Origin of the sequence: Chryseobacterium sp. WX (genome assembly GCF_029542485.1) — a bacterium.
In the GTDB taxonomy this organism is placed as follows: Bacteria; Bacteroidota; Bacteroidia; order Flavobacteriales; family Weeksellaceae; genus Chryseobacterium; species Chryseobacterium cucumeris.
Map to the genome: position 1 here is coordinate 125,373 of NZ_CP120710.1, position 26,099 is coordinate 151,471.

29 protein-coding genes and 1 tRNA gene are annotated in these 26,099 nt (G+C 34.6%); 21 read left to right on the top strand and 9 right to left on the bottom strand.

The window, feature by feature from the left end:
- The first annotated feature begins 114 nt into the window (after window positions 1–114).
- Window positions 115–1,389, top strand: a complete 1,275-nt coding sequence (locus PZ898_RS00525; protein WP_277694507.1) for a PepSY-associated TM helix domain-containing protein — start codon at window positions 115–117, stop codon at window positions 1,387–1,389.
- Window positions 1,373–2,425: an alpha/beta hydrolase-fold protein gene (locus PZ898_RS00530; protein ID WP_277694508.1), complete on the top strand. Its 1,053-nt coding sequence runs from the start codon at window positions 1,373–1,375 to the stop codon at window positions 2,423–2,425. The genes PZ898_RS00525 and PZ898_RS00530 overlap by 17 nt, the downstream gene beginning before the upstream one ends.
- 131 nt (window positions 2,426–2,556) lie before the next feature.
- Here the strand turns inward: PZ898_RS00530 and PZ898_RS00535 are convergent, their stop codons facing one another.
- A complete protein-coding gene (locus PZ898_RS00535; RefSeq protein ID WP_277694509.1) occupies window positions 2,557–3,600 on the bottom strand; it encodes a hypothetical protein in 1,044 nt (347 codons plus the stop codon).
- Window positions 3,601–3,603: 3 nt separating this feature from the next.
- On the bottom strand, window positions 3,604–4,458 hold the full coding sequence (locus PZ898_RS00540) for a hypothetical protein (protein ID WP_277694510.1): 855 nt from the start codon (window positions 4,456–4,458) through the stop codon (window positions 3,604–3,606).
- A 69-nt stretch (window positions 4,459–4,527) separates the two neighbouring features.
- On the opposite strand from PZ898_RS00540, the gene PZ898_RS00545 reads away from it, so the two are divergent.
- The 8 genes from PZ898_RS00545 to PZ898_RS00580 all read left to right on the top strand — a co-directional run bounded on the left by PZ898_RS00545 (window position 4,528) and on the right by PZ898_RS00580 (window position 9,109).
- Window positions 4,528–5,046, top strand: a complete 519-nt coding sequence (locus tag PZ898_RS00545) for a Crp/Fnr family transcriptional regulator (RefSeq protein WP_277694511.1) — start codon at window positions 4,528–4,530, stop codon at window positions 5,044–5,046.
- Window positions 5,047–5,099: 53 nt separating this feature from the next.
- Complete coding sequence (locus PZ898_RS00550; protein ID WP_277694512.1) at window positions 5,100–5,645, top strand: DinB family protein; 546 nt, start codon at window positions 5,100–5,102, stop codon at window positions 5,643–5,645.
- 45 nt (window positions 5,646–5,690) lie between these two features.
- On the top strand, window positions 5,691–6,197 hold the full coding sequence (locus tag PZ898_RS00555; RefSeq protein ID WP_277694513.1) for a methylated-DNA--[protein]-cysteine S-methyltransferase: 507 nt from the start codon (window positions 5,691–5,693) through the stop codon (window positions 6,195–6,197).
- Window positions 6,198–6,252: 55 nt separating this feature from the next.
- The gene (locus tag PZ898_RS00560; RefSeq protein ID WP_277694514.1) at window positions 6,253–6,858 is read left to right on the top strand and encodes a CDP-alcohol phosphatidyltransferase family protein; all 606 of its coding nucleotides are present in this window, start codon (window positions 6,253–6,255) and stop codon (window positions 6,856–6,858) included.
- A gap of 128 nt (window positions 6,859–6,986) precedes the next feature.
- Window positions 6,987–7,589: a DUF2911 domain-containing protein gene (locus PZ898_RS00565; RefSeq protein WP_062670647.1), complete on the top strand. Its 603-nt coding sequence runs from the start codon at window positions 6,987–6,989 to the stop codon at window positions 7,587–7,589.
- Window positions 7,590–7,592: 3 nt separating this feature from the next.
- The gene (locus PZ898_RS00570; RefSeq protein ID WP_277694515.1) at window positions 7,593–8,120 is read left to right on the top strand and encodes a GNAT family N-acetyltransferase; all 528 of its coding nucleotides are present in this window, start codon (window positions 7,593–7,595) and stop codon (window positions 8,118–8,120) included.
- Window positions 8,117–8,488 (top strand): cupin domain-containing protein, encoded by a 372-nt coding sequence (locus PZ898_RS00575; protein WP_062670643.1) that lies wholly within the window; start codon window positions 8,117–8,119, stop codon window positions 8,486–8,488. Before PZ898_RS00570 ends, PZ898_RS00575 begins: the two co-directional genes overlap by 4 nt.
- A 240-nt stretch (window positions 8,489–8,728) precedes the next feature.
- Entirely contained in the window at window positions 8,729–9,109 is a 381-nt protein-coding gene (locus tag PZ898_RS00580; protein WP_062670641.1) for a PEGA domain-containing protein, read from the top strand.
- 64 nt (window positions 9,110–9,173) lie between these two features.
- Here the strand turns inward: PZ898_RS00580 and PZ898_RS00585 are convergent, their stop codons facing one another.
- Window positions 9,174–9,917, bottom strand: a complete 744-nt coding sequence (locus PZ898_RS00585) for a dienelactone hydrolase family protein (protein WP_062670639.1) — start codon at window positions 9,915–9,917, stop codon at window positions 9,174–9,176.
- A gap of 195 nt (window positions 9,918–10,112) precedes the next feature.
- On the bottom strand, window positions 10,113–10,544 hold the full coding sequence (locus tag PZ898_RS00590; protein ID WP_062670636.1) for a type I restriction enzyme HsdR N-terminal domain-containing protein: 432 nt from the start codon (window positions 10,542–10,544) through the stop codon (window positions 10,113–10,115).
- A 7-nt stretch (window positions 10,545–10,551) separates the two neighbouring features.
- On the opposite strand from PZ898_RS00590, the gene holA reads away from it, so the two are divergent.
- The 3 genes from holA (at window position 10,552) to PZ898_RS00605 (ending at window position 13,541) form a co-directional block, all read left to right on the top strand.
- The gene (gene holA, locus PZ898_RS00595) at window positions 10,552–11,589 is read left to right on the top strand and encodes a DNA polymerase III subunit delta (RefSeq protein ID WP_227941670.1); all 1,038 of its coding nucleotides are present in this window, start codon (window positions 10,552–10,554) and stop codon (window positions 11,587–11,589) included.
- A 270-nt stretch (window positions 11,590–11,859) separates the two neighbouring features.
- On the top strand, window positions 11,860–12,804 hold the full coding sequence (gene trxB, locus PZ898_RS00600; RefSeq protein ID WP_277694516.1) for a thioredoxin-disulfide reductase: 945 nt from the start codon (window positions 11,860–11,862) through the stop codon (window positions 12,802–12,804).
- A 524-nt stretch (window positions 12,805–13,328) separates the two neighbouring features.
- A complete protein-coding gene (locus PZ898_RS00605) occupies window positions 13,329–13,541 on the top strand; it encodes a hypothetical protein (RefSeq protein WP_062670628.1) in 213 nt (70 codons plus the stop codon).
- Window positions 13,542–13,611: 70 nt separating this feature from the next.
- Here the strand turns inward: PZ898_RS00605 and PZ898_RS00610 are convergent, their stop codons facing one another.
- Window positions 13,612–13,974 carry a helix-turn-helix transcriptional regulator gene (locus PZ898_RS00610; protein ID WP_317047526.1) on the bottom strand — a complete coding sequence of 121 codons (363 nt, stop codon included), beginning with the start codon at window positions 13,972–13,974 and terminating at the stop codon, window positions 13,612–13,614.
- 165 nt (window positions 13,975–14,139) lie between these two features.
- On the opposite strand from PZ898_RS00610, the gene PZ898_RS00615 reads away from it, so the two are divergent.
- The 5 genes from PZ898_RS00615 (at window position 14,140) to PZ898_RS00635 (ending at window position 18,216) form a co-directional block, all read left to right on the top strand.
- Window positions 14,140–15,183, top strand: a complete 1,044-nt coding sequence (locus PZ898_RS00615) for a nucleoid-associated protein (protein WP_277694517.1) — start codon at window positions 14,140–14,142, stop codon at window positions 15,181–15,183.
- A 6-nt stretch (window positions 15,184–15,189) separates the two neighbouring features.
- Entirely contained in the window at window positions 15,190–16,395 is a 1,206-nt protein-coding gene (locus tag PZ898_RS00620; protein ID WP_277694518.1) for a hypothetical protein, read from the top strand.
- Window positions 16,396–16,543: 148 nt separating this feature from the next.
- Window positions 16,544–16,628, top strand: a tRNA-Ser gene (locus PZ898_RS00625).
- A gap of 384 nt (window positions 16,629–17,012) precedes the next feature.
- Window positions 17,013–17,267, top strand: a complete 255-nt coding sequence (locus PZ898_RS00630; protein ID WP_062670571.1) for a hypothetical protein — start codon at window positions 17,013–17,015, stop codon at window positions 17,265–17,267.
- A 124-nt stretch (window positions 17,268–17,391) separates the two neighbouring features.
- The gene (locus PZ898_RS00635; protein WP_277694519.1) at window positions 17,392–18,216 is read left to right on the top strand and encodes a GLPGLI family protein; all 825 of its coding nucleotides are present in this window, start codon (window positions 17,392–17,394) and stop codon (window positions 18,214–18,216) included.
- Between the two features lie 318 nt (window positions 18,217–18,534).
- Here the strand turns inward: PZ898_RS00635 and PZ898_RS00640 are convergent, their stop codons facing one another.
- Both PZ898_RS00640 and PZ898_RS00645 read right to left on the bottom strand, forming a co-directional pair.
- Window positions 18,535–19,515: a sterol desaturase family protein gene (locus tag PZ898_RS00640; RefSeq protein ID WP_277694520.1), complete on the bottom strand. Its 981-nt coding sequence runs from the start codon at window positions 19,513–19,515 to the stop codon at window positions 18,535–18,537.
- 11 nt (window positions 19,516–19,526) lie between these two features.
- The gene (locus PZ898_RS00645) at window positions 19,527–20,177 is read right to left on the bottom strand and encodes a lysoplasmalogenase (protein WP_347176652.1); all 651 of its coding nucleotides are present in this window, start codon (window positions 20,175–20,177) and stop codon (window positions 19,527–19,529) included.
- Window positions 20,178–20,927: 750 nt separating this feature from the next.
- Here PZ898_RS00645 and PZ898_RS00650 point away from each other — a divergent pair.
- Window positions 20,928–22,076 carry a cation:proton antiporter gene (locus PZ898_RS00650; protein WP_277694521.1) on the top strand — a complete coding sequence of 383 codons (1,149 nt, stop codon included), beginning with the start codon at window positions 20,928–20,930 and terminating at the stop codon, window positions 22,074–22,076.
- Between the two features lie 195 nt (window positions 22,077–22,271).
- Complete coding sequence (locus PZ898_RS00655) at window positions 22,272–22,724, top strand: Hsp20/alpha crystallin family protein (protein ID WP_062671580.1); 453 nt, start codon at window positions 22,272–22,274, stop codon at window positions 22,722–22,724.
- Between the two features lie 135 nt (window positions 22,725–22,859).
- Here PZ898_RS00655 and PZ898_RS00660 read toward each other — a convergent pair whose 3' ends face one another.
- Window positions 22,860–23,648, bottom strand: coding sequence for a PhzF family phenazine biosynthesis protein (locus PZ898_RS00660; RefSeq protein ID WP_120230741.1), 789 nt, complete (start codon window positions 23,646–23,648; stop codon window positions 22,860–22,862).
- A gap of 372 nt (window positions 23,649–24,020) precedes the next feature.
- Here PZ898_RS00660 and PZ898_RS00665 point away from each other — a divergent pair, with 372 nt between their 5' ends.
- Complete coding sequence (locus PZ898_RS00665; RefSeq protein WP_123277870.1) at window positions 24,021–25,616, top strand: tail fiber domain-containing protein; 1,596 nt, start codon at window positions 24,021–24,023, stop codon at window positions 25,614–25,616.
- 335 nt (window positions 25,617–25,951) lie between these two features.
- Here PZ898_RS00665 and PZ898_RS00670 read toward each other — a convergent pair whose 3' ends face one another.
- Complete coding sequence (locus PZ898_RS00670; RefSeq protein ID WP_184935513.1) at window positions 25,952–26,098, bottom strand: hypothetical protein; 147 nt, start codon at window positions 26,096–26,098, stop codon at window positions 25,952–25,954.
- Window position 26,099: the final 1 nt, after the last annotated feature.

Genomic DNA, 26,099 nt, shown 5'->3' on the forward strand with positions numbered 1-26,099 from the left:
GCTAAAGTAAACGGCAGCAGAAATAACTCTTTTCACTTTACAAACACGCCATTATAAATACAATTGCGCCTTTGCATTTTCTACACTTACATTGTTGATTAGATGAAAACAGATATGAAAAATAATAAAACGAATCCTAAAAAAAAGCAGGGTAAATCCCTTACCAAAAGGATCACCGGCTGGCTGCATCTATGGCTCGGTCTGGTTTCCGGAATCATTGTGCTTACTGTTACTCTTTCGGGAACTGTATTTGTCTTCTGTGACGAAATCATTGATCTGTGCGGCGGAAGCGCAAAATATGTCCAGGCTCCGGCTAATGCAGAAAAAATGACCCCTGAAGAGTTGCTTACCCACTTTCACCAGCAGGTTCCGGACAGAAAAGCGTTCTATTTTGATACCTACAAAGATGCTGACAGAAGTTTCAGAGTAGCTTCAGCAACGAAGCCTCCTAAAGATAAAAGTGCGGACAAGGCAGACAAACCAAAGAAAAAAGGCCGTGGTCCACGAGGTGTATTTGCCTATCATTATCTTAACCCTTACACCGGAAAAGTAATCGGTTCTACCAAAAGCTATGAGTTTTTCTATATTGTAGCCCATATTCATGCGCAGCTATTGGCAGGAAAGTTTGGGAAAACGGTGGTTGGCGTTGCTTCCATCATCTTTTTTGTTCAGCTTATCGGTGGACTGATTCTCTGGTGGCCTAAAAAATGGAACAAAACCACAAGAACAACAGCTTTTAAAATTAAATCCGGAACGAAATGGCGCAGGAAAAACTACGATTTCCATAATGTCTTTGGGTTTTATTCATTGCTTCCGGCTGTGTTTATTACCATTACAGGATTGATTATGGCCTATGAGGTTTTAACCAATCTAACCCAACAGGCTTTCGGAGGAGCTGTAGATGCCCATACTATTGCAGAAAAATATGAACCTAAGTTTGATCCGGAAAAGAAAGCTTTGACTTATACTGATGTTATAGACAGAAAGTTTAAAGAGTTTCCTGATGCAAAACAGTTCAGAATGAGTATTCCGAGAAATGATTCTGCAACGGTGTATCATGTGGGAGTCGCTCAGTTTATCGGGTTGAAAAGCCTTATCAACGGGAAAAGTATGGAAACCAATAAATACACAGGAAAGGAGATTGATTATCCTAAAGAAGTTCAGATGCATGAAGTAATAGAGCACATGAACTTCGATCTTCACGTAGGCTATTGGGGCGGAATGTTCGGTAAAATATTCACATTCATTATCGGAATGATCTGTACCAGTCTCCCGATTACCGGATTTCTGATCTGGTGGGGACGCAGAAACAAATCACCCAAAAAGAATAAAGAAATTAAAAATATTCATCAACACAGAAAAGATTCACACCATGAACAATTGGTTTAAAATTATATACCTTCCTGTATTTTTACTGTTTACATTTGGAAAATCCCAGGAAAAACTAACGATAGGGGAGAAGCAAAATGTATTTTCAAAAGTTCTAAATGAAAACAGAGAAATCTGGGTTCATCTGCCCAAAACGTATAACGACAGTACCATCAATCCTGCAAAATATCCTGTTATCTATCTTTTAGACGGAGAAATTAATTTTGATTATTATACAGGATTAACAGATTTCATTGCCAGAACACCCTATGCCGACATTCCGGAATGTATTGTTGTCGGAATTAAAAATACAGAAAGAACAAGAGATCTTACTCCGACAAAGTCTGAAAAGAAGAGTCCGGTAAACCCTGCTCTTACGCTTTTTGCCGACAGCGGAGGAAGTGAAAACTTTCTGAAATTCATGCAGGAGGAATTGAAGCCTTTTATTAATAAAAACTACAGAACTCAGGGTTATTGTGTGTTGGTAGGCCATTCTTTCGGCGGATTATTTGCCATTAATACCTTTCTTTCACATCCGGATTATTTTAATGCTTATGTTGCTAATGATCCTAGTTTATGGTGGGACAATAAAGTAACCATCAAAAGAACGAAAGAGTATCTGGAAAAGAATAAGAACTTTCCTGCAAAAAAATCTTTGTATGTTTCCCAGGCAGATAATGAAGAGCAGCAGAAAAACTGGAATTCTGATATGACCCAGGCGATTGAAGAATTTAAAGGAATGATAGAAAAAAACGGATCTTTGAACTATAAACATCACTTTTTTGAAGGCGAAACCCATGGGACCGTTTCTTATCCCGGAAATTATGAAGCTTTGAAATTTATATTCAAAGGGTATAGAACTGATATAAAACAGTTGGCCAAAAATCCCAAACTGCTTGAAGAAGAGTATCAAAAGTTTTCTGAAAAAATGGGAATAAATTTTATTCCTTCAGAAGCCTATCTGAATGTGGTAATCAAATTTATGAAAAGTAATGGTTTTAAAGAATCCGAAACCTATTTTATGAATCTGAAAGACAACTATTATCCTAAGAAATAATGAACTGAAAATAAAAACCAAATCCGTTTATCAACAGATTTGGTTTTTTATATCTTAATTCTAACGATACCTTTTATGTATCCAGAGAATTCGACATTCCGCTAGAAATCGGAATAAATTCTTTCCGGGAATTAATGCCTGTTATCACAATTAATCGGGAAATCCTTCTCCTTTTGATCTAAAAAATTAATGGAAGGACAGCCAAAAGACTGGGCAATGAACCCAAAAATAACCGGAGGTTTTCCTTTGAAAAGATGGCCTGTATATTGGAAAATATTAGCTTCATCAGCATCTATTCCATACAAAGGGAGGAATTCTCCGCCATCACTTTCAGCAAGGCTAAATGTTTTCTCAACAATTTTTTCCTTACGATCATTGATGACTGCCAGTTTACGCTCTGCAATATTTCCTTCTTCAAGATAATCCTGCAGATAATAGGTCAGATTTTCATATTGGGACTGATAAGTTTTTCCCAAAGCCAGTTTTGAGTGAGAAAAGTATTTTTTTGAAACATCAGCGCCGGCTTTTTGCCATTTCACAGCTTTCATTTTATTGTCTACAAACGGATTTTGATTTCCAAAATAGGCGATGGCATTAGTATAACGATCGTATTCAGTTGTTTTTTGATGAGTTGCCACCTGGAAACCCATCATATAAGAATCCGGGTCTAAATCCTGATCATCGGAATAAGGACTTAAGTAGGCCACGGCTTTTAATTGGCTGACTGGCATTCTTTGAAGCTGGTTGGAGCCATACTCATAGATGTAGAGAGAATCATTTTCAGTAAGGTGAATCCCATCCAGCAATTTTTTTCTGCTGGGTGCATCCAGTTCAAAATGCTGACGTTCCTCATAAGTCATCTGCTTCTGATTTTTCATAATAGCTGCAGGAATCGGTTGTTCCCCCTTATAAATATCTGAAACAGAAATGAAAATATCCATATCAGAATCTTTTTCTGCGGATGAAATAACGGACAGACTGAAAATATTAAAATCAGTATAATCTATTTTCTCCTCAGTTTTTGCTGTTTTTACAGAATCATTCGTCGGATGTATTTCTGTGGTAACAGTTTTTTTCTCTTCTTTCTTACAGCTTACAATAGCCAATGGCAAAAATAAAAGCGCAGCGACGGTTTGGGGTTTTATAATCTTTTTTAGCATTAAAGTGTTTATCATATTCTAATTCATTTTGTAATAAGGTTCTGAAAAATATTTGCTGGGTTTAATGTAAGCCATTTTCCTTTCTGCATCAAAGATCCAGATGAATCTGCGAAGCATATCAGCACCGAGATAATTTACATTCTGTATTTTCAGTTCCCCAGAGAAATATCCTACAGAAACATCTTTAAATACACTATTTCCCAACTTAAAATAGGGTAGGACAGCTTGTTTGGTTGTTAACGTTTTGCCTTCAGAATTCTTTAGTGTTTTTTCTCCTGTTATCTTAAGTTTTTTCTCCAGATGTTTTTCTTCAGCAAACTCATTGCTATAGAGAATAGCTCCGGAAAACCCGGATTGTAAAACAAAATAGGTTTCCTGCTGCGGTCCGTCGTCCATAATATTGTCTGCTGCAAGATAAAAGCCTTCATGATCCATAATGATGTTTATGGGTTGATAATCTTCCAGATCCGGCATTTTGTTATACATCACAAATTGGTTATTGTCGTAATCAATTTTAAAGGTTTTCCCTTCAAAAATTCCGGTCCCGATTTTTCCGTCTGCTTCATGACCTGTCAGCTGATTGTCAAAAAAACGCACATTTTCCTGGATGATCTTTCCGATCTCAACAGTATTATTATCGCTGAGTTCTTCTTTGTTGAAAATAATATGTGCTGCTTTCTGTTTACCATCAGGAGAAATAGCATAATCTTTCATGGCAATCTGGAACATGAGATTGAGCGAATCTTTTTTGTTGACAAGGGTTTTAACAATGATATTATTGTGTCTGGTGATCCGGAAAGGGATGGTTTCCTGCGCTTTCATACCATAAGATCCGGCAGAAAGCAGTATAAAAAGTACTGTTCTTTTGAGCATTATCAGTGATTAGTGTTTTAAAACTTTAAAATTACCTATTATCTTTGGAAAAGCAAATAATAAAATAAAATGGTTGAAAAATTGCTTCAAAGTGGAATCCATTGGGAAAAGAAAGCATTCAGACGAAATGAGTTCCTGAAGATTTCAGGCAGTACAGATACCTCTATTTATTTTATAGAAAATGGAAGTGTCCGGATCTTTATGATGGATGAAGATGAAGAAAGGATCATTCGTTTCGGATACACAGGAAATATTATTGTCAGCCTGGATTCTTTTTTATCGGGAAAGCCTTCGGATCTTTATATTCAGGCGATTAAGAAAACAACGGTAAGAATAGCTTCAAAACAGGATTTCTATGCGTTCGTACAATCGGACGAAGAACATATGAAATTCTGGATGAATGTCCTTGAAGATCTCGTATTACAGCAGCTTGAAAGAGAAAAAGATCTGCTGATCAATGCTCCCGGAGAACGCTTTGAGAGGGTTTTAAAACGAAGTCCAAAACTATTTCAGGAAGTTCCCAATAAATATATTGCCAATTATCTGAGGATGTCACCGGAAACTTTGTCCAGACTAAAAAAATCTTGAGTTCAGTCAAGATTTAAGAACATTCTGATCAGCATATTTGCATAAAAAACGTAATGAAAATTTCAACCTCAGAATTCCTGAATGAATTAAGAAATAGAACTGCAGAACATTTACAATTCGCTGAAATGTTGTTTTTAAAGACGGAACATGATCTGAATTTCAGAACTTCAACAGAAAGCTGGAGTACATTGGAATGTCTGGAGCATCTTAACCGCTACGGAGATTTTTATATTCCCGAAATAAGCCGTACTATTTCTTCTGCCGGAAAACCTTCTCAACTCTATTTTAAGCCCGGAATTCTTGGGAATTATTTTGCTAAAAGTATGCTTCCCAAAGAGAAACTGAATACGATGAAAACGCTTAAGGCCATGAATCCTATCCACAGTAATCTGGATAAAAGCGTAGTGGATACATTCATAAAACAACAGAAAAAAATGCTTGAATTACTGGAAGAGGCTCAATATATTGACTTAGAAAAAACAAAAACAAGTATTAGTATTTCAAAGCTGATCAAGCTGAAGTTGGGAGATACCTTTCGTTTTGTTATTTATCATAATGCAAGGCATGTTGAACAGATAAAAAGAATTTTATCGGATTAAAAACAAGTTATGATTTCCAAAAAGCTTAATTTTAAACGAATGGAAATGATACATCAAAAACATATATCAACCCCTTTGGGAGAAATGATTGCCTGTGCCATAGATCAGGGAATCTGTCTGCTGGAATTTACAGACCGGAAAAATATTGAAAAACAGTTGAAGGCTTTGTCAAAGATTTTGAAAACAGAAATTTTAGAAAAAGAACATCCTCATTTCAAACAGCTGGAAGAGGAACTGAAAGAATATTTTGAAGGAAAAAGAAGTCATTTTGAAGTTCCATTGTTCACTACCGGAACTGCGTTTCAGGAAAAAGTATGGCAGCTTCTTCGCGAAATCCCGATGGGAGAAATAAGGACTTATAAACAACAGTCAGAAATACTGGGAAACCCCAAGGCGATACGTGCCGTAGGAACAGCCAACGGTATCAATAAAATTGCCATTTTAATTCCCTGCCATCGTGTGATAGGTTCCAACGGCGAGTTGGTAGGGTATGCCGGAGGTATCTGGAGAAAACAAAAACTATTGGAGCTGGAAAAGGCTATCTTATTTTAGATATATTAAAAATATCCCTATATATCTGCATTTATCACAAGTTCTGCTACCTTTTATGAAATCAAAAATTCCGGTTATTTTAATCTTTTCCAGATTGATTATTGGCTTTCTCATCATTGCTTTAAGTCTCATTACAATAGAAAATTATCAGGCAATTACTGTCGTTCTTTTATCTATAGGGTTGTTCACTGATATTTTTGATGGAATTATAGCAAGGCATCTTCAGATTTCAACTCAGAAACTCAGGCGTATGGATTCTACTGTTGATCAGATTTTCTTTATCTCGGTAGGACTTGCAGCATATATACAATGCCCTGAATTTTTCAAAACAAACGCTTCCAAAATAATTATTCTTGCAGGATCTGAAGCCCTTATTTATCTGGTAAGCTTTTTAAGATTCAGAAAGGAAGTAGCAACACATTCTATTGGTGCCAAGATCTGGACTTTATTACTTTTTGGAACATTAATTCAGGTTATTTTACAATGTCAGTCTGTCATTCTGTTCAACCTTTGTTTTTGGGTTGGCCTGCTTACAAGGGCAGAGATTATTGCTATTCTTTTTATATTGAAAACCTGGACGAATGATGTTCCTTCTGTTTTTCATTCCATTCAACTAAGAAAAGGGAAAACGATTAAGAAAAATAAATTGTTTAATAGTTGATTATTTACTTTTAAAAAAGATTTGGCTAAAAAATACCGTCATAGAAAAATATCGGTAAAACAAATTTTAACGAAGTTTATGAAAGCTATTTCGCTCTGAATTTTGTAATTTTAAACAAAAATTTACACGTGAAAAAGTTACTAGCAGCAGTTTGCATTTCAGTTTCAGCATTCAGTTTTGCTCAGGATTATTCTGTGCCGGCAGCAAGTCCGCGCCAGAAGGTTGAGCAGCAGTTTTCAATGTCTAAAATTACCATTGATTATGGAAGACCGGGAGTGAAGGGACGTAAAATTTTCGGAGAACTGGTTCCTTATGGCCAGGTTTGGAGAGCGGGAGCGAACTCTTCTACAAAAATTACTTTCGGACAGGCCGTTAACTTCGGTGGGAAAACAGTGCCTGCAGGAACATACGGATTGTTCATCGTTCCTACAGAAAAAGAATGGAAAGTTATCCTTAATAAAGATTTCCAGCAATGGGGAGCTTATACTTACGATCCAAAACAGGATGTAGTAGACGTTACGGTACCGGTTAACAAACTGACAGACAAACAGGAATGGTTTGAAATCACTTTAAATCCTACAGATGAAAACTCAGGAAACCTGGTTATCAAATGGGATATGGCTCAGGCAGAAGTTCCTTTGAAACCGTCCAAATTAGACACTGTTATCAAGATTTCCGACAAGTTGAAAGAAATCAAGAAAATAGAATCAGATTCTACTAAAAAAGGCTAAGCAATGAATTTTTCTGTTCAGCCTGTTTTAGAGAATGAAGAATTTCAATTAATCCCCTTACAGCAAGGGGATTTTGAATCTTTATATGAAGTGGCTTCCGATCCTAAAGTCTGGGAACAGCATCCTAACAAAGACCGTTATAAGAGAGAAGTTTTTGAAAACTTTTTCACAGGAGCTATGGAGAGTAAAGGTGCTTTCAAAATTATGGAGAAAGCTACCGGAGATGTATTGGGAAGCAGCCGTTATTATGATTTTGATGAAGAGAACAATCATATTTTCATCGGATATACTTTCTACGGAACAAAATCATGGGGAAAAGGCATTAATCCTAAGGTTAAAAAGCTGATGCTGGATTATATTTTCCAGTTTGTAGACAAAGTTCATTTTCATATCGGAAAAGAGAATTTTCGTTCACAGACCGCTTTGGAAAGACTGGGAGGACAAAAAATAGCTGAAGAAGAAGTGGCTTATTTTGCAGAACCTACAAGAACCAATTTCGTATATGAAATTAAAAAAGAAAACTGGGTATGAAAAAATATAAAATACAGCAGTCCCCATTTGTAGTGCCTACTACAGACGGAAAACTGATTGAAGAACATTGGGGAAACTCAACAGGGAATTCCAATGTTTCCATTGCTCATATGGTAGCACCTCCGGATTGGAGTGAGCCTCACCAGACTCCTGAGTTTGATGAATTTACCTACATTATTTCAGGAAAAAAGCAATTTGAAATAGATGGAGAAATTGTTACGTTGGAAAAAGGACAGAGTATTCTTATTGAAAAAGGAGCGAGAATCCGTTATAGTAATCCGTTTTCAGAACCATGTGAATATCTTGCGATCTGTCTTCCTGCATTTTCTATGGAATTGGTGCATAGGGAAGAGGAAGGCGTAGACTAAGAAAAGAATTAAAAAATATAAAAAAGCAAATCTGAGAATAGTGGATTTGCTTTTTTTGTGTAATTACACCATCATGAAAAAATAATCATGAATTGCTGATTTCTTTGAAGTTGATTTTCAATGTGTTTTTATTAAGAATGCCCTTCAATAAAAGGTTTCGCAATAGTTTTTTCTTTTTCATGCCTGATAGTTTCAATTTATTTTGTAAGTTCGCGGACTTAAAAAAATGAACTAAAATCTATGAAAAACAAATTATCGATTGTATTCATGCTGGCAATCGCGCTTTCTACCACTTCATGTGCAACCATTTTTACAGGAACTCAGGATTCAATCGCTTTTTCTTCAAGCCCTGAAGGAGCAAAAGTATTTCACAAGGGAATTGAAAAATGTACAACACCTTGTACAACCAAAATTCCAAGAGGTTTGGGTAAGCAGATGGTTACATTTGAAAAAGAAGGATTCGAGAAGAAAGAAGTAAAACTGACAAAAACTTTTAATGCCGTGACTTTACTGAATATTATTCTGGGAGGTGCAATAGGAGTAGGAATTGATGCAGCAACAGGTTCTCTAACCAAATATTCTCCAAAGAAATATGATGTTGAGCTTCAGGCTAAACCGTAATTAAGCTAACAATATAAAAGTAAAAAGGCAAATTCATCAGTTTATGAATTTGCCTTTTTTATGTTTATTTCAAAATTTCTTTCAGGAAAAGCAACGTATGATTCCATGCTCTTTTGGCCATTGTTGCATTGTAATCCGGTGATTTCGGATCTGTAAATGTATGTTTAGAATGGGCATATGTGATGATCTGCCAGTCGGCATTTCCTTCATTCATTTCTTTGATGAGGTTATTATAATCCTCAGGAGTTACACTTTTATCATCAGCCGGATTTTCAACCAGAATTTTAGCTGTTAAAGCCTCATTTTTTCTGCTCTGATCTCTGCCCAGACTTCCGTGGATGGAAACAACACCCGCTACAGGAAGATGACCTCTTGCTGATTCCAGTGCTCCTGTGCCTCCGAAACAATAGCCGATAACCGCTACCTTATCAGAAATGGCTCCGTTTTTCTTCAACTGCTCCAATGCCAGCGAAATTCTTTTCTGGTACTCCTGATAATTCTGTTTGTAATACCCTGAGCTTTTTGCAGCAGATTCGTTATCTGCAGGAATTTTTCCTTCACCGTAAATATCAGCGATAAAAGCAATATAACCTTGCTTTTCGAGTTCAATAGCAGCTGTTTTAGCTTCTTCGTCAATACCTTTCCAGGCTGGAAGAATCAGTACTCCGGGAAGTTTTTTTCCGGCATTGGAAGTGATGAGACCATTAAGTTTCTGGGAACCGTCCTGGTAGGAAACAGATTTAAGTTTCTGACTGAAAAGATTTCCTGAAGCCATAATCATTGCAGTTAATAAGATGGAACGTATCATATTTTGTAATTTAATTTTAATACAGATTACACTAATCCTTTTCACAAATACAACCAATAACAATTGTGCAATTCGTGTAAAAATTTGTGATTAGTGTTGAAAAGAAATCTTATCGAAATTAATAAAAATAACTCAGAAAGAATATTAATAGAATATTATTTAATACTTTTCAGAAATTATCTAATGTTATAAGCCTTACTCAGGTTTGTAAAACTGGTATTGCTCATTTTCATAATAGGCATTAATGTGCTGCAAACCGTTTGTTAAAATAATTTCCCTGGCACCGATAATAGAATTGTACCGGGCAGTCTGTTCAAAAGTTTTTTCCGTTAATTTGATCTGCGGAGCTTTACATTCAATCAGAATTATGGGTTCGGTTTTTTCAGTAACCAGAAGGTCAATTCTTTTGGTAAGACCATTCAGGATAATCTTTTTTTCGGTAATCAGAGCCGATGTTGAGTAGGATTTTACAGTAAGATAATAATGTACCCAATGTTGTCTGACCCATTCCTCAGGAGTGAGCAGAAGATAAGTTTTGCGGACCAAATCATAAATAAAAAACTTATCTTTGTCTTTCTTGAATTTAAAATCAAAAGTTTCCTGAAAATTCAGTTTTGGAAGTTCCATTAATAAGATGAAAGAATTAGATTTAATCCTCAAAAATATTAAAAATAAAGAAGTTTTACCTATTTATTTTTTCCACGGAGAAGAAGCTTACTTCATTGATGTTGCTGTAAAAGCCCTTGAGCATAACTTCTTGGAAGAAGATGAAAAAGCTTTCAATCAAACCGTTACCTATGGAAAAGATACCTCTTATCAGGAAGTTCTTTCCCTGGCAAGACAGTTTCCAATGATGGGAGATAAGCAGGTGATTATTGTGAAAGAAGCTCAGGATTTACGATTCAATGAAGAGGAAAACAGAATTCTGGAAGCCTATGTAGAAAATCCCGTTCCTTCAACGGTATTGGTTTTTGCCCATAAACACAAGAAGCTGGACAGCAGAAAAAAAGCGGCCAAAGCATTGGATAAAGCCAAAGCGCTTTTCCTTAGCGAATCTGTAAAGGAAAGCAATCTGCCGAAATGGATTTCAGATGAGTGTGTAAAGCTTAAAATCAATACAGCTCCCAATATTTCCCATCTGCTGGCAGAATATCTGGGAAATGACCTGTCCAGAATTGCCAACGAGCTGAACAAGCTGAAGATGATCCTTAAAGAAGGAGAAATCCTTGACGGAACCATCGTTGAAAATCATATCGGGATCAGCAAAGAATATAATATTTTTGAGCTCCAGAAGGCTTTAGGAACTAAAAATGCCAATGCAGCTTTTAAAATTGCCCATTTTATGGGTAAAAACCCGAAGAATAATCCTTTTGTCATGATGTTGGCAAGTCTTTATAATTATTTTTCAAACGTTATTATTTACCAAACCATGGCAGGGCAGTCTCCACAAACGATTGCTTCGCAGATGGGAGTGAACCCTTATTTTATCAAAGACTATGCGGAAAGTGCCAGACTTTACCCTCTGAAGCATGCCACAAGAGTGATTTCTATTCTTCGTGAATTCGATATGAAAGGGAAAGGCCTGGGAGCGGTAAATATGGGAGAAGCCGAACTGATCAGAGAACTTGTGTATAAGATCATCAACGTAGATAAGATTAAGATGAAGGTGTGATGTGTTGCGGGATACGAGGTAGCGAGTTGCGGGATAGTGAGATGTGCGATTCGAGGTTTGAGGGTATTGGAGAAGAGTTTACATTTTCTTACCCACCTGAACCCCGTAACGCAATAACCCGAACCCCGAATCCCGGACCACTTAACAGTTACCATCGAAATTCAACATATCAGATATTGACAAGTATCATTAAAATAACTTTAAAAAGAAATTAAAAATTCCGAAATTAGCGGTCTAATTCAAATTAAATCTTTTCGAACAAAGCAAATTATGGAGCAAAACATTTTAGATTGTGTGATCGTTGGATCTGGGCCTTCTGGTTTCACAGCTGCTATCTACGCAGCAAGAGCAGACTTAAAACCTGAATTGTATACAGGTTTGGAGCCGGGCGGACAATTAACAACCACTACTGAAGTGGATAACTTCCCAGGGTATCCAGCCGGGATTACAGGTCCTGAAATGATGATGGATCTGCAAAAACAGGCAGAAAGATTTGATACCAAAGTTCATTACGAAATGATCACCAAAGCTGAATTCTCCAAAGAAGCAGGCGGTGTTCACAAATTATATGCAGGAAACAAAGAGATCCTTGCCAGAACAGTTATTATCTCTACAGGAGCTACTGCAAAATATTTAGGTCTTGAAGATGAGAAAAAATATGCAGGAGGCGGTGTATCAGCTTGTGCTACGTGTGATGGTTTCTTCTACAGAGGAAAAGATGTAGTAGTAGTAGGAGCGGGAGATACAGCTGCTGAAGAGGCTACATACCTAGCAAAGCTTTGTAAAAAAGTAACGCTGTTGGTAAGAAAAGATGTTTTCAGAGCTTCAAAAGCAATGGTTCACAGAGTGGAAAATACGCCGAATATCGAAGTGAAATTCCACCATGAATTAATCGGGATTGAAGGAGAAAACAGCCTTGTAGAAAGAGCGGTAATCATCAATAACCAGACTCAGGAGAAATCTACAGTGGATGTTGAAGGGATCTTTATCGCCATCGGTCACAAGCCGAATACGGATATCTTCGCAGGTCAGGTAGATCTTGATGAAAACGGATATATCGTGACTGAAAAAGGGTCTTCAAGAACCAATCTTCCGGGTGTATTTGCTGCCGGAGATGTTCAGGATCATATCTACAGACAGGCTATTACAGCTGCGGGAAGCGGATGTATGGCGGCAATGGATGCAGAAAAATATTTAGCTGAATTACACGGATAGTATTCAGTGTATACAATACAAAGCGTACCCGAAGGGTGCGCTTTTTTGTTCCTATATACCTGAGCTTTGTCGGGTAATCGCAATGTCGCAAAGGTTTTTTTCACTTTATGTATGATTTTAAGGTGTAAGAACATTTCGACTTCGCTCAATATGAGATTTTCAGTAAAGAATATACGTTATCAATTTTATCGGAGATAAAATCTTTGCACCTTATAACAGTCTTTTTTTAATATTACTTGCGCCTTTGTGCTTACAACATTCAACATCTCTCCATACCCAATATTCGCTAAGAAATTAGATAAATAGCTTTGTTTTCCAGAAATATTTCCAAAATCCTCATGACCATCTATATAACAACTGAAGACGTACACATTCCCCTCCTTTGGAGGGGTGTCAAAAATTCAAAGAATTTTTGACGGGGTGGTTACGACTATACAATTGAGTAAAAGTGATAGATAAGTTATTATGATCATCTTGTTTTGCGTAAAGTAAAATCCCTAAATTAGCCCATAATCAAAAACAAAATGGAAACAAAAATCATAAAAGTTACACACGTTACCGGAACTTACATCATTGAAGTTCCCAATGGAGCCCTTAATGACATGAAAACCCAGCTGGACAAATGCCTTAATGATGAACAGGGCGCAATTGTAGTAAAGGGAGAAGATGGAGATCAGTTTGTATATCCGTCTGATTTTTTAAAAAACAGTTTTATTTCCATTGTTGATCGGGAATAGGTAGCTTTTACAGGTATAAAATAAAAACGACTTCCAATGGAAGCCGTTTTTGTCCTTTATGTGGTGGTGATTATCCCTTTTTCAGTTTTTCATTTTCTTCTTTTAAAGCTTTAATCTGCTCTTTCAGAAGATTAATGTATTCCTGTTGGTTTTCTAATAAATACTCTGGAATATTGCAGTATTGATTGTAATTAATGCTGGAATTATCATTAAGAGTAGGCTTGTCATTGTGTTGTATTTGAGAAGTTTTCTCTTCTTTGATATCTTCTACAGAAACCTCCAAAGCTTTAGCCAGTTTCTCCCATTCGTCATCAAATATTCTTACGTCTCCATTTTCTTTTCTGCTGTAGTTGGAAACATCGGTGGCAAGAAGATCAGCAATCTGCTGCTGAGTATAGCCTTTCTGCTTTCTTAAAGTTCTTAGTTTTTCCATTGTCATAGGATACCTGTGTTTTTACAAATGTAGTGAAAAATATAATTTGCTTGGCTATTGAAAACACATCGACATAAGATAAATCATTTTTATGGTTTTCCATAATTGTGGACTAATATAATTTGTTAATTTTATATTAATTAAATATAAAAATAATAACCAAAAATGTCAAAAATAAAAGAAAAAGGTCATAATGTTAACTTAACAAATATTGTAATTCATAAGATTAATAAAATAGCAGGAGACAGAAAATCAACATTAAAGCTAGCAAATCAAGAAATAAAAATTGGGCTGCCTGAAAGAAGATTCATAGCAGATATTAGAGAATCATTTAGTAGAAGATCAATTCCCTCACATGGTGTATTCGAAGATGCCGTTGCATATAATGGATTTCAAAAAGCACTAATTGACTATAAAAATGATGAGATTGATTTTATGAAATTTTCAATTGACTCTATGGAATATTATAAAAGAACAATAGAAACATCAGCCCCAGCTACGGGTGGTTTTTTAATATTTGCAGATTATGAAATTACAGATAATAATGAACGGTATTTACTAGTTTTTTCGATAGATAATAAACAAGGATATAATTTAAGTGAAATAGCTTTAGTAATTCAAGAAATTCAAAATTTAGAATTGAGTAAGATGGATTTGGCTGCTATTATTAATATTTCTAGATGGGAACAATCAAAAGATCCTAGTAATGGAATCAAGACATACTTAACATTTATCAGGGGTAAAAAACAGATTTCTGATTATTTTCAAAATTTTATTGGATGTGAAGATAAAACTACCGCAACTGAATCATCTACTAGATTTTTGAATGCTGTGAATCATTATGTTGCGGAAAAGGGTGTCTCAGAAAAAGAAGCGAGAGACTTAAAAAGTAAAATATTGGATTATTGTCAGGATTGTAATAAGTCTAGGAAAGAAATCTTACTTTCACATATATCTTTTCTATTTGACGCAGATAATCCTTATGATTTCTCCGAATATGCAACTCATGAAAACTTTGGAAATAGTGAAATAATAAAATATGACAGTAAAATACTACGAAGCTTAAAGTTTATTGACTATCAAAGTAATGATTTAACTCTGAAATTTAATAAAAAATTGCTTGGGGGATCTATAAAAATTAATAAAGATAGAACAACTATTACAATTTCAAATCTTCCAGAAGATTTAAAGTCTCAATTTCCAACTTAATAGTTTATGAAAAATAATTTACAAGAATTTTTAAATTTAAATGGAAAAATATTACAAATAAATTCAGATAATTTTGTATATGAATTAGAAATTGAGGATAAGGATGTTATACTGATAAAAGATTTATATGATGATTGTATAGAAACGATAAAAACAGATGATGGGAAAATTATAAATATTGAAGATTTTGATAGGTTTTTAAAAAAAAATGTATTTATAGAATTTGTTATTGCTGAGATTAGGAGGATAGGATTTTATATTTCATTTAATGATTTTATACTTCATAATCGTTATCAAATGCCAAAAGAAGAATTTTATATTTTTGAGTTTACTTATTTAAGTACTGAAGGAGCTAGAAACGAGCAGATTGAAAAATATAAAGTTACAGTGCTATTAATTGATATACTAACAAATAAATCTAAATTTACTTCAGAAGACAATGGTAAAACAATTTTTTTAATGCAAGAAAATTCTGTCATTGAAATTCCGATTGAAAATATTGTTTATGAAGAATATTTAGATATTAAAAATATACATCCATTAAGCCAATATATTCGAGATATCGATTCTTATAAGGAAAAAAACACCATATATCTAAATCAATTAATTGATTTTTTAAATAATAAATCAAAAATTGATAGATTCAAAGAGCTGCTATTATATTTTGAAGAATTTTATGATAAATGTAATGTGGCATTTGAGTATTATTTGTCAAATTTTTCAGTTAATAAGATTCAACTTGAATTAGATAATTCTGTATTAGAGTACTCAAAAAATATTCGTTCAATTATTAATGATTCTCAATCAAAATTAATTGCAATTCCTGCCGCATTTATTCTTGGTGCAACTCAAATAGATTATACTAAGCCACTTTTATTGAAGAATTTTCTAATTATTTTTTCTACTTTCATTTTTTCTTATATAATTTCAATCTTCATAAAAAATCAAAAAAATGCAATAGATATAATTTCAGATAATTTAGATAATTATAAAATTAATTATAAAAACTCTAAATCGACAGAATTTGAAAGTGAAAAAGAATTAGAAAACTTATCTACTCTAATCAATAATTCTTATAGAAAAACAGAAAATGAGTTATTAGTACAGGAGAAAAGATTAAATATTCTTCAGATTTGTAATTGGGGAATATCAATTATATTAGCATTGTCAGTTATTATAATTTTTTTTGCTAGTAATTATAAAATGGTTTAAATCAAAGATTATTTAATTAGAAAAAATAATTCCCCTGATTCCTAGTCTATTATTAAGTTTTGTTAAAATTTGTGGGGAAAAGTTTTGCAGAAATTAAAAATCGTTCTATATTTGCACCACTGAAAACAACGGTATAGCCGGAGTTTAGGGAGAGTTGGCAGAGTGGTCGATTGCGGCAGTCTTGAAAACTGTTGACTGTAACAGGTCCGGGGGTTCGAATCCCTCACTCTCCGCTTAGGGAGACGTTTAAAAATAAACGTCTCCTTTTTTTATATCCTAAATGGCTTGATTTCCGGTCGGCAAAGGGAGGGACTTCTTATTCATATTGGTAGTTAAACTACATTCAAAAAGCTGGTACAACTTTTAAAAAGGGTTTTCACATTCTTGATAAAACCAAAGTTCTTTCTTTGCTATTTGATTTATCTAAATTGGATCTTCTAAAAATAAATTCTAAAACTGAATCTATGTATAAATATTTCAATTTTAAATGAAATAATTTACGATGCTCAAGTTGGTATAAATACTTTATTAATAGGCGTTTAACATAATAAAATATTTCTATTTTCATTGACTTGAATCCATATATTTGATTTGTAATTTTAAAAATTATCACAATCATGAAAAAACTATTATTTATTGCTATGATTGGTATAGCAGGTTTTGTAAGTGCAAAAGGAAATGTGGAGAAAGTAAATTCTAAAACAAAAGAAGTTAGGGTTGCTAAAAGCACTAAAAAATCTAAGAAAAAACTTCAAATGCAATGTGGAACATTTCAGGCAAGCTGTACATCTGCTTATACTTGTCAGGATTGGAGTGCTGATCAATGGATAGAGTGGGCAGAAAAAATTCAGGATAATTATTGTCAACTATAATTTATCAGTCACAAGTTAGTCATTTCTTTGAGCTCAATAGGAAAGAAGTGTTGACTATTAATCAAAATAATCGTTCAAATAATAAACCTTGTTTGAACGGTTATTATTTTCACAAAAAACAGCAATGAATTTCACAAAGAAACAAACCTTAACAATTTTATTTTTATTTTTTTTCTCTTTTTTGTTTTCTCAAACAGCTACTGGTGATTCATTAAGAGGAGAATTTACCTATTTACTTCAATATAAACCTAATACTCTAAATCGAGATAACGTTTACAAAGAACTTTTTACCATGCAAATAAGTGATAAACGTGCTTTTTTTATTAGTGAAAACAGGTTGAAATTTGACTCTCTTTTCATGGAGCAGTATAATAAAAATAGGAGTAATTTTAATATTGATATGAGAGGGTTGCCTTCATCAAAATTTAAGTTTTTAATTATCCAAACAACTGATAATTCTGAATTTTATGAGTCAGTTGGAACTGCTCTACTATCTTATAATACCCCTGTAATTCGTGACTGGAAATTGATTGATGAAACCAAAGTAATTAATTCTTTTCATTGTAAAAAAGCAGAGGTTCATTATAAAGGAAGAGATTGGACAGCTTGGTATTCAATGGAAATTCCTTTTCCTTATGGACCATACAAATTTAGTGGTCTTCCAGGCTTAATTGTTAAAATAACAGATAAGACAGGGGATTATGATTTTGAACTTGTAAAATCGTTATCAAGTGCTAAGTTGAAGGGAAGAATAATAACAGTAAATAAAAGACATTATCAAAATGCTAAGTTAGTCACAAAAAAAGAGTTAATTCAAGCAACAACAAATTACAGAGACAATATTAAATATGAATTAGAAAAAATGGGAACTGTATTTTCAGAGGGGCAAAGCAGACAAAAAATAAGTGAAACAGAGAAAAAAGGTTATAACCCTATTGAATTAGAGTAATGAAAATTTATTTTCTTAACACTTTTTTTAACCAGGAAAGCATTGTACATAAATTCAAGTATATTTTAAGCATTTAAAAGCTGCTAAAAAAGTGTCTGGAACTTAATTTGCTATTTGTTTTCAGTAAATAATTGATAGTCAATTATTTAATTTGCTATATGGTGACTTTATGTTATTACTAAGTATTTCAAGATAAAAAATTCCCTCCAAATTGTTGAGGGAATTATTTTGTCTAACAAGTCGTAGAAGGTTGATGTCTGTTTCTGAATTAATAAAGAGTTTTTATCAGTAATTTACACTTTTCATGTAAGACAACCATCAATTCATTTTTTCTTCTAATTCCCGCTTCAAAGTAGAAATCCGTTCATCTTTATCATGATGATGCCAGCCCGGAGCATTGAATATATACCCCAATTTCGCTTTCCATGAAGGTGCATTCCGGACATCCTTTATCATATTTCCAAACTCATCAAAGACGATATGAAAAACATTATAAGTATGAATGTTATGATAGATTCCGTAATCCGTCGTTTTCTTTTCTTCCGCTTTGTACGTGCCGAAAAGATGATCCCAAATCATCAAAATGCCTCCATAGTTATTATCTAAATCCTCAATTTTTCGGGAATGATGCACCCGATGGTTGGATGGAGAATTGAATACTTTATCGAACCACCCTAATTTTCCAATAGCATTGGTATGCGGCCAAAATTGAAAAATCAGGTTAAACTGATGCATCATAGCCATCATAATAGGATGAAAACCAATAATGATAAAAGGGATATACCAAATGTCCCGATATATAATTTCAAACCATCCCTGACGCAGTGCAATAGCAAGACTTAAATGAGTAGCCGAGTGATGATTGACATGACCTGTCCAGAATAATCTGATTTTATGACTCAACCGATGATGCCAGTAAAAGCCAAAATCCTGAACAATCATAACCAATAACCAAAGCCACCAGTGATCTGCATGCCATTGTAAAGTGAAGAATTTATTGAAATCTTTGATCCCGAAAATATCAGTAAGCCTAAAATGATTGTAAATCCAAAAAAAGTAGGATAATGATATAGCTTTCATCCCAAAGTCTAACATTACTGCCCCTATCCCCAATCCGATACTCGATACATTATCTTTGATGAGTTTTTTGGTGAATACTTTTTGAGGAATCTGATACAAAAATATTTCCCCTACTATCAACAAGATAAACACAGGAATAAAATAAGTAACAGGATCAGTAAAATCCAATGGACAGAATAGAGCAATATTATGAAAAAACCGGTTATCTTTTCTTTTCATAAGTCTTGATTTTATCGGATAATTCTGTTCTTTTTTTCAAGACCAACCACTCCCAGCACCAACATCAATTGGGCTAAAACATAAGTAATCATCACAACAAGTTCTTTCCCAATACTGCGCTGTACGAATATATTAATGGCCAATACGGAATCTGATATTACAAACAAAACAGCTCCCAGGATTAATAATAAAGAATAAGTTCTGATACTAAAATACAGCATCGTAGCAATGGTAATTCCGTAAATTAACACGGGTATCTTCATTTCGTTTAAATAAGGATATATATAGTAAATAAATGAACCTAAATAAAGCAAAACAAAGGGAAGCCAACTCCATGCATTTTTCTTTTCAATCTTAAAAAAATAAGCTATGTAACAAATATGAGCCAACAAAAAGCTTCCCAAACCGGGCATAAATCCCCATCCAAATAACAAAAACACATCACCCAAAAAGCTTAAAATTAATCCAGATAAAAACCATTGGTTGATCCGACATACGTTTTGCTTAGAATAAGTAAAATAAAACCAGATAATAACAGGTAACAACAGTGTCTTGGTAAAAAACCGCCAGGAACTATGATCCATAGCAATAAATACTAAATCAAATGCAAAAACAATGGACAGAAGGACTAATAACAATTTGATATTGAAAGATTTTATCATGGTATTATTTTATTGCAATTTTTTAATTATCTTTTTACTTGTTACAACATGGATATATCTCAGGTTTGTATCAAGTTGTTCTATATGTGATACTTAGCTCAGATTGTTAAATTACAAATAAAATGAAGATAAAATACCTTTGATATATAAAAATACAATGCATCACACTTTAGTTTATTTTCTATTTTAGAAATCGACTATTATTAGAAGTATTATTTAAGTTTATGCAGTTTAATTACATCTTTTCCAAAGTAATTTTCGAATTTTTTGGAAAATTCTTATCCTTGAACTTTAGGATTGTATGACGACTATCAAAAGCAATGATCTCAAGAAAGGATTTAGAAATTAAAAATTATTGCTAGATTTCCAGTCAGCTATATCTCCGGGTAGCTTGGTCTGGATTTTGTATTCAGGTTTGAAAATAACTAATAACCAGAACATGTAATAAGTTAGAGTTTATTATTATGAATTTGTTATGATAATCAATGAAAATTTTTTACTGGAGCTCAATGTAGAATATAGTAGCTTTTTTTCTAAAGAAGCCATATACAATAAAGATGGCTCCCGTCTTTATTTTTTCCAAATTAAAAACAGTAGAGTTGGATTAATGGTTTATCAGAAGGGTGATATTGGGTACAATAGCCTTGCAATAGGAAAGCTGAAGAAATCCAACGTCACATTCAATAATAAGACAACAGATCATAACTCATATTAAAAAACGAAATTATCTCAATCTAAAACGTTATCAATATGCTTTGGACTGTATGTATTTTGTGTATGACTATCTTAGGACTGATGTTTGTGTTGAAAAAATTTAATCAGCCTTATCTTATTGCTTATATTATTGCCGGGGTGTTATTAGGTCCTTATGTACTAAAGCTATTTAACAAACCGGAAGAAATAGAAACGATTGGCGAAATAGGAATATTACTGCTGATGTTTTTTATCGGAGTGGAAATTAATATTCCCAATAAAAAGAGCCTTATCATTAAGCCCTTATTGGCTCAGGGGATGAAAATACTCTTAAGTTTTATATTTGCGTATTTTGTGGGTAAGTTACTCCATCTGAATCTTGAAAGTGTGCTCCTCATCGCCATTCTGTTTATGTTCAATAGTACTGCAGTTGTAGTTGAGTTTCTGAAGAAGCATGGAACCCTGCATACTGCCTTTGGAATTATTATCCTCAATATTTTGTTATTACAGGATCTTCTTCTGGCTCCGGTGCTCACTGTGTTGAAATTCTGGAATAGCAAAGATTTCAGTATATGGAATATGATGCTTCCCATTGCCATATGTCTTGGTATTTTTTTGATATTCCGGAAAATCAGACATCTGAAGGAAATCAAATTGTCAAGTACATTCCTTGAAAATGACCATGAGCTGCAGGTATTTTCCGGCTTATTGATCTGTCTCGGCTTTGGTCTTATAGCAGAAACGGTCGGAATGAGTGCGGCACTGGGAAGTTTTATTGCGGGGGTCTTAGTCGGAAAAATTCAGGCATTTCGATGGCTGGAACATTCTCTTCTTCCATTTAAGGTTTTCTTTGTGGCACTGTTTTTTGTATCCATTGGTTTACGGCTGGACATCAATTATCTGTTATCCAATTATAAGCTTATCACGATAGGAACTTTAATTGTACTGATAAGCAACAGTATTATGTCGGCTCTCTTTTTCAGAATGCTGAATTTTAAATGGCAGGATAGTTTTTATGGAGGTGCTTTACTTTCTCAAACAGGTGAATTTGGAATACTGGCTATTTCGATTGCTTACAAAACCGGCATGGTAGAGTACGATCTCTATAAAGCCGGGCTGGGTATTACCTGCTTATCCCTTTTATTGTCCACAATATGGATAAGTTGCGGTACATTTTTCAGGTTTCGTAAAAAAAATTGTATTTAGAATAAAGAATAAAAAAACATACGGATGGCGAATGTTCTCAGTACCATGATTTTGTGTCAGTGGTGCTGAAAAAATGACAGAAAACCGGAAAAAATTTCACACTTAATCAAATGGTATTTTTTTTGTAATTTTTGATGTACAGCTGGCCAGCTGACGTGTTTTTAATGATTGTTAAACTTAATTAAAATGATTACAATGAATAATCTAATAAGAAGAAACGGAAACAGCAACCTGGGCTTTTCAAATGTCTTTGATGATTTTTTTGGTCGTGAACTTTTTAACTGGGGCAATAACAATTACTCATCTACCAGTACAACCGTACCATCGGTAAATATAAAGGAGAATGGAGATGCTTACGAAGTTCAGGTCGCAGCACCAGGTATGAATAAAAATGATTTTCAGATCAGGCTGGATGGTAACCTGCTTACCATTTCATCAACGAAGGAAGATCGTAAAGAGTCAAAAGATGACAATTTCACACGAAGAGAGTTCAGTTACCAATCCTTCCAGAGAAGTTTTGAGCTTCCAAAAGATGTGGTGGATCAGGATAACATTAATGCAAAATATGAAAATGGCCTTTTAATGTTAACCATCCCGAAAAAAGAAGATGCGAAGCAGAAACCTCCAAGAATGATTGAAATATCATAGAAAAATTATAAAAAAATTGGCTACTAAAAAGTAGCCAATTTTTTTATAATTTTTAAAAGGGCAGATTAACTTAAATCTTTGAATCGAATGATTCACGGTCTTTAATTGTAGCATATCCTGTGACTGCCAGAAAATCTATTCTATCCAAAAATGCCCTGCAGAATACGTTTGGGCTTTCCCTGCCACAATTACTCTTTCATTTTTATTTTCACAATAGAGCTGGCCGCCTCTTTCAGAGATCTGGCGGGCAAAAAGCTTATCCTTCCCTAATCTTGATGACCAGAAGGGAATCAGTGAACAGTGTGCAGAGCCTGTAACAGGATCTTCAAGAATAGAAGACTGCGGGGTAAAGTATCTTGATACAAAATCACTGTCAGTGCCTGCTGATGTCACGATAACACCGCCCGGGTCTAGGTTGATAAGGTCAAAAACGGATCTTTCAATGTTGATATTTTTTACATCTTCTTCAGAATCGTATACCAGAACATAATCTCTTGCTTTGAAAACTTCCTTAGGCTGTATATTAAGTGATCTGGATATGATTTCCGGAAGAGTAGAGGCTTCGGGCATTCTGGAAGGAAAATCCATATAATAAACTCCATCTTTTACATCTACTGTCAGGTCACCACTTTTTGTTTCAAAAATGATTCTATCATGCTGATAATTGAGGATGGAAACAAGACAATGAGCGGTAGCTAGGGTAGCATGTCCACATAAATCCATCTCTATTTCAGGGGTAAACCATCTCAGATGAACACGATCTCCATTGTCAATAAAGAAAGCGGTTTCTGCTACTGCATTTTCACGGGCTATTTTTAAAAGGATTTCATCGGGTAACCAGGTTTTTAATGGAACAACACATGCCGGATTTCCATGGAAAACAGATTCTGTAAAAGCATCTATCTGATATAATTCTAACTTCATAGGTTGTAAAAATTTTGTAAACTATAAAGATAATCCATTTTCATCAGGAAGTTCTCCGATATTTCTGAAAAAATTATTTCAGATTCTATTTTTATACAAATAAATAATGAGTTTTTATGGTCCTGTTTTGTAATAATTTTTCCACATCCGGGTGGCAATTTTCTTACAGATGTTTTTCAGGAAAAGCTTTCGGAAAATTTAGTTTTGTACTAAATAAAAACGGGAAACAGTGAAAAAATATAATCATAATTTTCTTCATTCAAGTCTTTCGGGAATACCCATGGCTGAAGTCTTCAATCTTTTGAAAAGACTCTGAATCTGCAATTGTTTTCCTAAGATTTCACTTCATTAATAACTCATAATCAAATAATAATGTTTAAAAACTTTACTACATTATCAGTAGCAGTGGCTTTGCTCTCTTACGGTATTGTGTCTGCTCAAAGTGTCGGAATCAATACAGCTCAACCAGGTTCAACACTGGACGTGAACGGATCATTAGCTGCAAAATACAGCACTGTTACTGCCGCAGCGTATACACTGTCTTCTGCGGATTTTCATATCTCGTATAACGGAACGGGCAATGCTGTTTTTACCTTACCGACAGCAATATCCGGTGCAGGTAATTTCAAAGGACGTATGTATACGATCAGAAATAATACCGCTTTTACCATTACAATAAATCCTTCAGCTTCAGAAACAATTAATGGTAATGCAAGTATGGCAATAGGTCCTAACCAGAGCCTTCAGCTGATCAGTACAGGTCTTACGGGAGCTGCTTCTACATGGGATATTTCAGGAAGTGCAAATGTAACGGCAAGCAACGGGCTTACAGCCATAGGGCAGGATGTGAGGCTTGGCGGTACACTTTTACAGAATACAGCGATTGATTATTTAGATAAAGCCTTGTATTTCAGGAGCAATGTAGATGGTGCAGGACTTACATCCATCAGCAACACGAATTCCGGGACTAATGCTTCCGCTCTTCTAAGGCTCACTAATGATGTGGGAAGTTCTATGGATATGTTCCTGAACTCTTCCACGAAAACAATAGAAGGTGGAGCTAATGCAGGAGTCATAAACAATATAGGAGGAGCGCTGACGATCGCGGGAAATAATAATGTTGCCCAGTTGAAACTCAGCCAGGCCAATGGAGGTGATTATCTTTTTAATGGGGACAGAAAGCTTAACTTCAATGGAAACGGTGATATTACAGCTTTTGGGGCTGCCGGTAATTCTGTGAATGCTTTCAATGGTCTTCTTACCTTAAAGGGAAACAGCAATAATCCTGCATTTGCCCAGGTAACGGTTGGTACTACAGGTCTTAGATACTATTATGGTAACAGCGCTAACAGTATGCTTGATATTGATGGTAATGGAGATATCAATATGAACAGACCGGAAGTTAGCGGTATTGGAGGAAATAAAGTGGCGGCCACCAAAGGACACCTTGATTTAAGCGGATACAACACACTGAATGGATCTGTAACCCAGATTTATCTTGGGGCGGAAGGTTTCAAATATAGTTATAACGGAAGTACAAAAGTAACGATTGACGGTAACGGGTTGGTGAGTGCTGCAGGTGGTTTTGTCAATACTTCGGATATGCGTTTAAAAACTCAGGTTAAAGAAATAGGATATGGTCTTAGTACCATTATGGCATTGCAGCCGAAACAATACGAGCTGTCTGCCAATAATCAGATTAAAGAAGGTAAGCCGGCTGTGAATCCGGCACAGAAGACTCAGCATAAAATAGGATTTCTGGCACAGGATCTTTATAAACTAATTCCTGAAGCCGTCTTTAAACCAAAAGATGATACCAGAGAGGCCTGGGCTGTTGACTATGCTTCACTTGTTCCTGCCCTTACAAAAGCTATTCAGGATCAGCAGGCTGAAATAGAAGAGCAGAAAACTAAGATCAAAAAGATGGAAACAGAAATGGAAACCATCAAAAAGAAACTGGGATTGTAATAAACAGGTACAATATTTTGGACTTAAAGTTATTGCATTTCCGATTCTAAGAACACACACACAGTAAAAAGAAAATACCTATCCTTTTGGAAAACTATTTTAATAAAGCATTCCCTCGGCTTTTATTAAAATATTCCGCGATTTAGGGTTTGAAATTCCCAAATTTTTTATTTTCCCATACGTCGCAAAAGCCTGCAGATAGCAGGCTTTTGTATTAATGAATATGGTTTACTAATAATCTTATTTCAGGTTTTTCTTAAAAAAACATCCAGCTTATCGAAAGGAATAATGTCTGTTTTGTCGTAAAGATCTATGTACAGCGTCAGGAATGATTATTAACTCCTTCGTATTCTAACTAATTTTCCCGGTATAGGATAGATCAAAAGGCCAGTATAAGCCAGTATAATAAGTCCACTTTCTGCCATGTGATTGGTATAGGGATCGGATAATTGCTCATTCACTGTCCCGAAAGGTTCGCTCATG

Bases quoted from the DNA above. Each gene is read 5' to 3' on its own strand.
- PZ898_RS00525 (WP_277694507.1), top strand. From the start codon at position 115: ATGAAAAATAATAAAACGAATCCTAAAAAAAAGCAGGGTAAATCCCTT.
- PZ898_RS00530 (WP_277694508.1), top strand. From the start codon at position 1,373: ATGAACAATTGGTTTAAAATTATATACCTTCCTGTATTTTTACTGTTT.
- PZ898_RS00535 (WP_277694509.1), bottom strand. From the start codon at position 3,600: ATGATAAACACTTTAATGCTAAAAAAGATTATAAAACCCCAAACCGTC.
- PZ898_RS00540 (WP_277694510.1), bottom strand. From the start codon at position 4,458: ATGCTCAAAAGAACAGTACTTTTTATACTGCTTTCTGCCGGATCTTAT.
- PZ898_RS00545 (WP_277694511.1), top strand. From the start codon at position 4,528: ATGGTTGAAAAATTGCTTCAAAGTGGAATCCATTGGGAAAAGAAAGCA.
- PZ898_RS00550 (WP_277694512.1), top strand. From the start codon at position 5,100: ATGAAAATTTCAACCTCAGAATTCCTGAATGAATTAAGAAATAGAACT.
- PZ898_RS00555 (WP_277694513.1), top strand. From the start codon at position 5,691: ATGATACATCAAAAACATATATCAACCCCTTTGGGAGAAATGATTGCC.
- PZ898_RS00560 (WP_277694514.1), top strand. From the start codon at position 6,253: ATGAAATCAAAAATTCCGGTTATTTTAATCTTTTCCAGATTGATTATT.
- PZ898_RS00570 (WP_277694515.1), top strand. From the start codon at position 7,593: ATGAATTTTTCTGTTCAGCCTGTTTTAGAGAATGAAGAATTTCAATTA.
- PZ898_RS00575 (WP_062670643.1), top strand. From the start codon at position 8,117: ATGAAAAAATATAAAATACAGCAGTCCCCATTTGTAGTGCCTACTACA.
- PZ898_RS00580 (WP_062670641.1), top strand. From the start codon at position 8,729: ATGAAAAACAAATTATCGATTGTATTCATGCTGGCAATCGCGCTTTCT.
- PZ898_RS00585 (WP_062670639.1), bottom strand. From the start codon at position 9,917: ATGATACGTTCCATCTTATTAACTGCAATGATTATGGCTTCAGGAAAT.
- PZ898_RS00590 (WP_062670636.1), bottom strand. From the start codon at position 10,544: ATGGAACTTCCAAAACTGAATTTTCAGGAAACTTTTGATTTTAAATTC.
- holA (WP_227941670.1), top strand. From the start codon at position 10,552: ATGAAAGAATTAGATTTAATCCTCAAAAATATTAAAAATAAAGAAGTT.
- trxB (WP_277694516.1), top strand. From the start codon at position 11,860: ATGGAGCAAAACATTTTAGATTGTGTGATCGTTGGATCTGGGCCTTCT.
- PZ898_RS00605 (WP_062670628.1), top strand. From the start codon at position 13,329: ATGGAAACAAAAATCATAAAAGTTACACACGTTACCGGAACTTACATC.
- PZ898_RS00610 (WP_317047526.1), bottom strand. From the start codon at position 13,974: ATGGAAAAACTAAGAACTTTAAGAAAGCAGAAAGGCTATACTCAGCAG.
- PZ898_RS00615 (WP_277694517.1), top strand. From the start codon at position 14,140: ATGTCAAAAATAAAAGAAAAAGGTCATAATGTTAACTTAACAAATATT.
- PZ898_RS00620 (WP_277694518.1), top strand. From the start codon at position 15,190: ATGAAAAATAATTTACAAGAATTTTTAAATTTAAATGGAAAAATATTA.
- PZ898_RS00630 (WP_062670571.1), top strand. From the start codon at position 17,013: ATGAAAAAACTATTATTTATTGCTATGATTGGTATAGCAGGTTTTGTA.
- PZ898_RS00635 (WP_277694519.1), top strand. From the start codon at position 17,392: ATGAATTTCACAAAGAAACAAACCTTAACAATTTTATTTTTATTTTTT.
- PZ898_RS00640 (WP_277694520.1), bottom strand. From the start codon at position 19,515: ATGAAAAGAAAAGATAACCGGTTTTTTCATAATATTGCTCTATTCTGT.
- PZ898_RS00645 (WP_347176652.1), bottom strand. From the start codon at position 20,177: ATGATAAAATCTTTCAATATCAAATTGTTATTAGTCCTTCTGTCCATT.
- PZ898_RS00650 (WP_277694521.1), top strand. From the start codon at position 20,928: ATGCTTTGGACTGTATGTATTTTGTGTATGACTATCTTAGGACTGATG.
- PZ898_RS00655 (WP_062671580.1), top strand. From the start codon at position 22,272: ATGAATAATCTAATAAGAAGAAACGGAAACAGCAACCTGGGCTTTTCA.
- PZ898_RS00660 (WP_120230741.1), bottom strand. From the start codon at position 23,648: ATGAAGTTAGAATTATATCAGATAGATGCTTTTACAGAATCTGTTTTC.
- PZ898_RS00665 (WP_123277870.1), top strand. From the start codon at position 24,021: ATGTTTAAAAACTTTACTACATTATCAGTAGCAGTGGCTTTGCTCTCT.
- PZ898_RS00670 (WP_184935513.1), bottom strand. From the start codon at position 26,098: ATGAGCGAACCTTTCGGGACAGTGAATGAGCAATTATCCGATCCCTAT.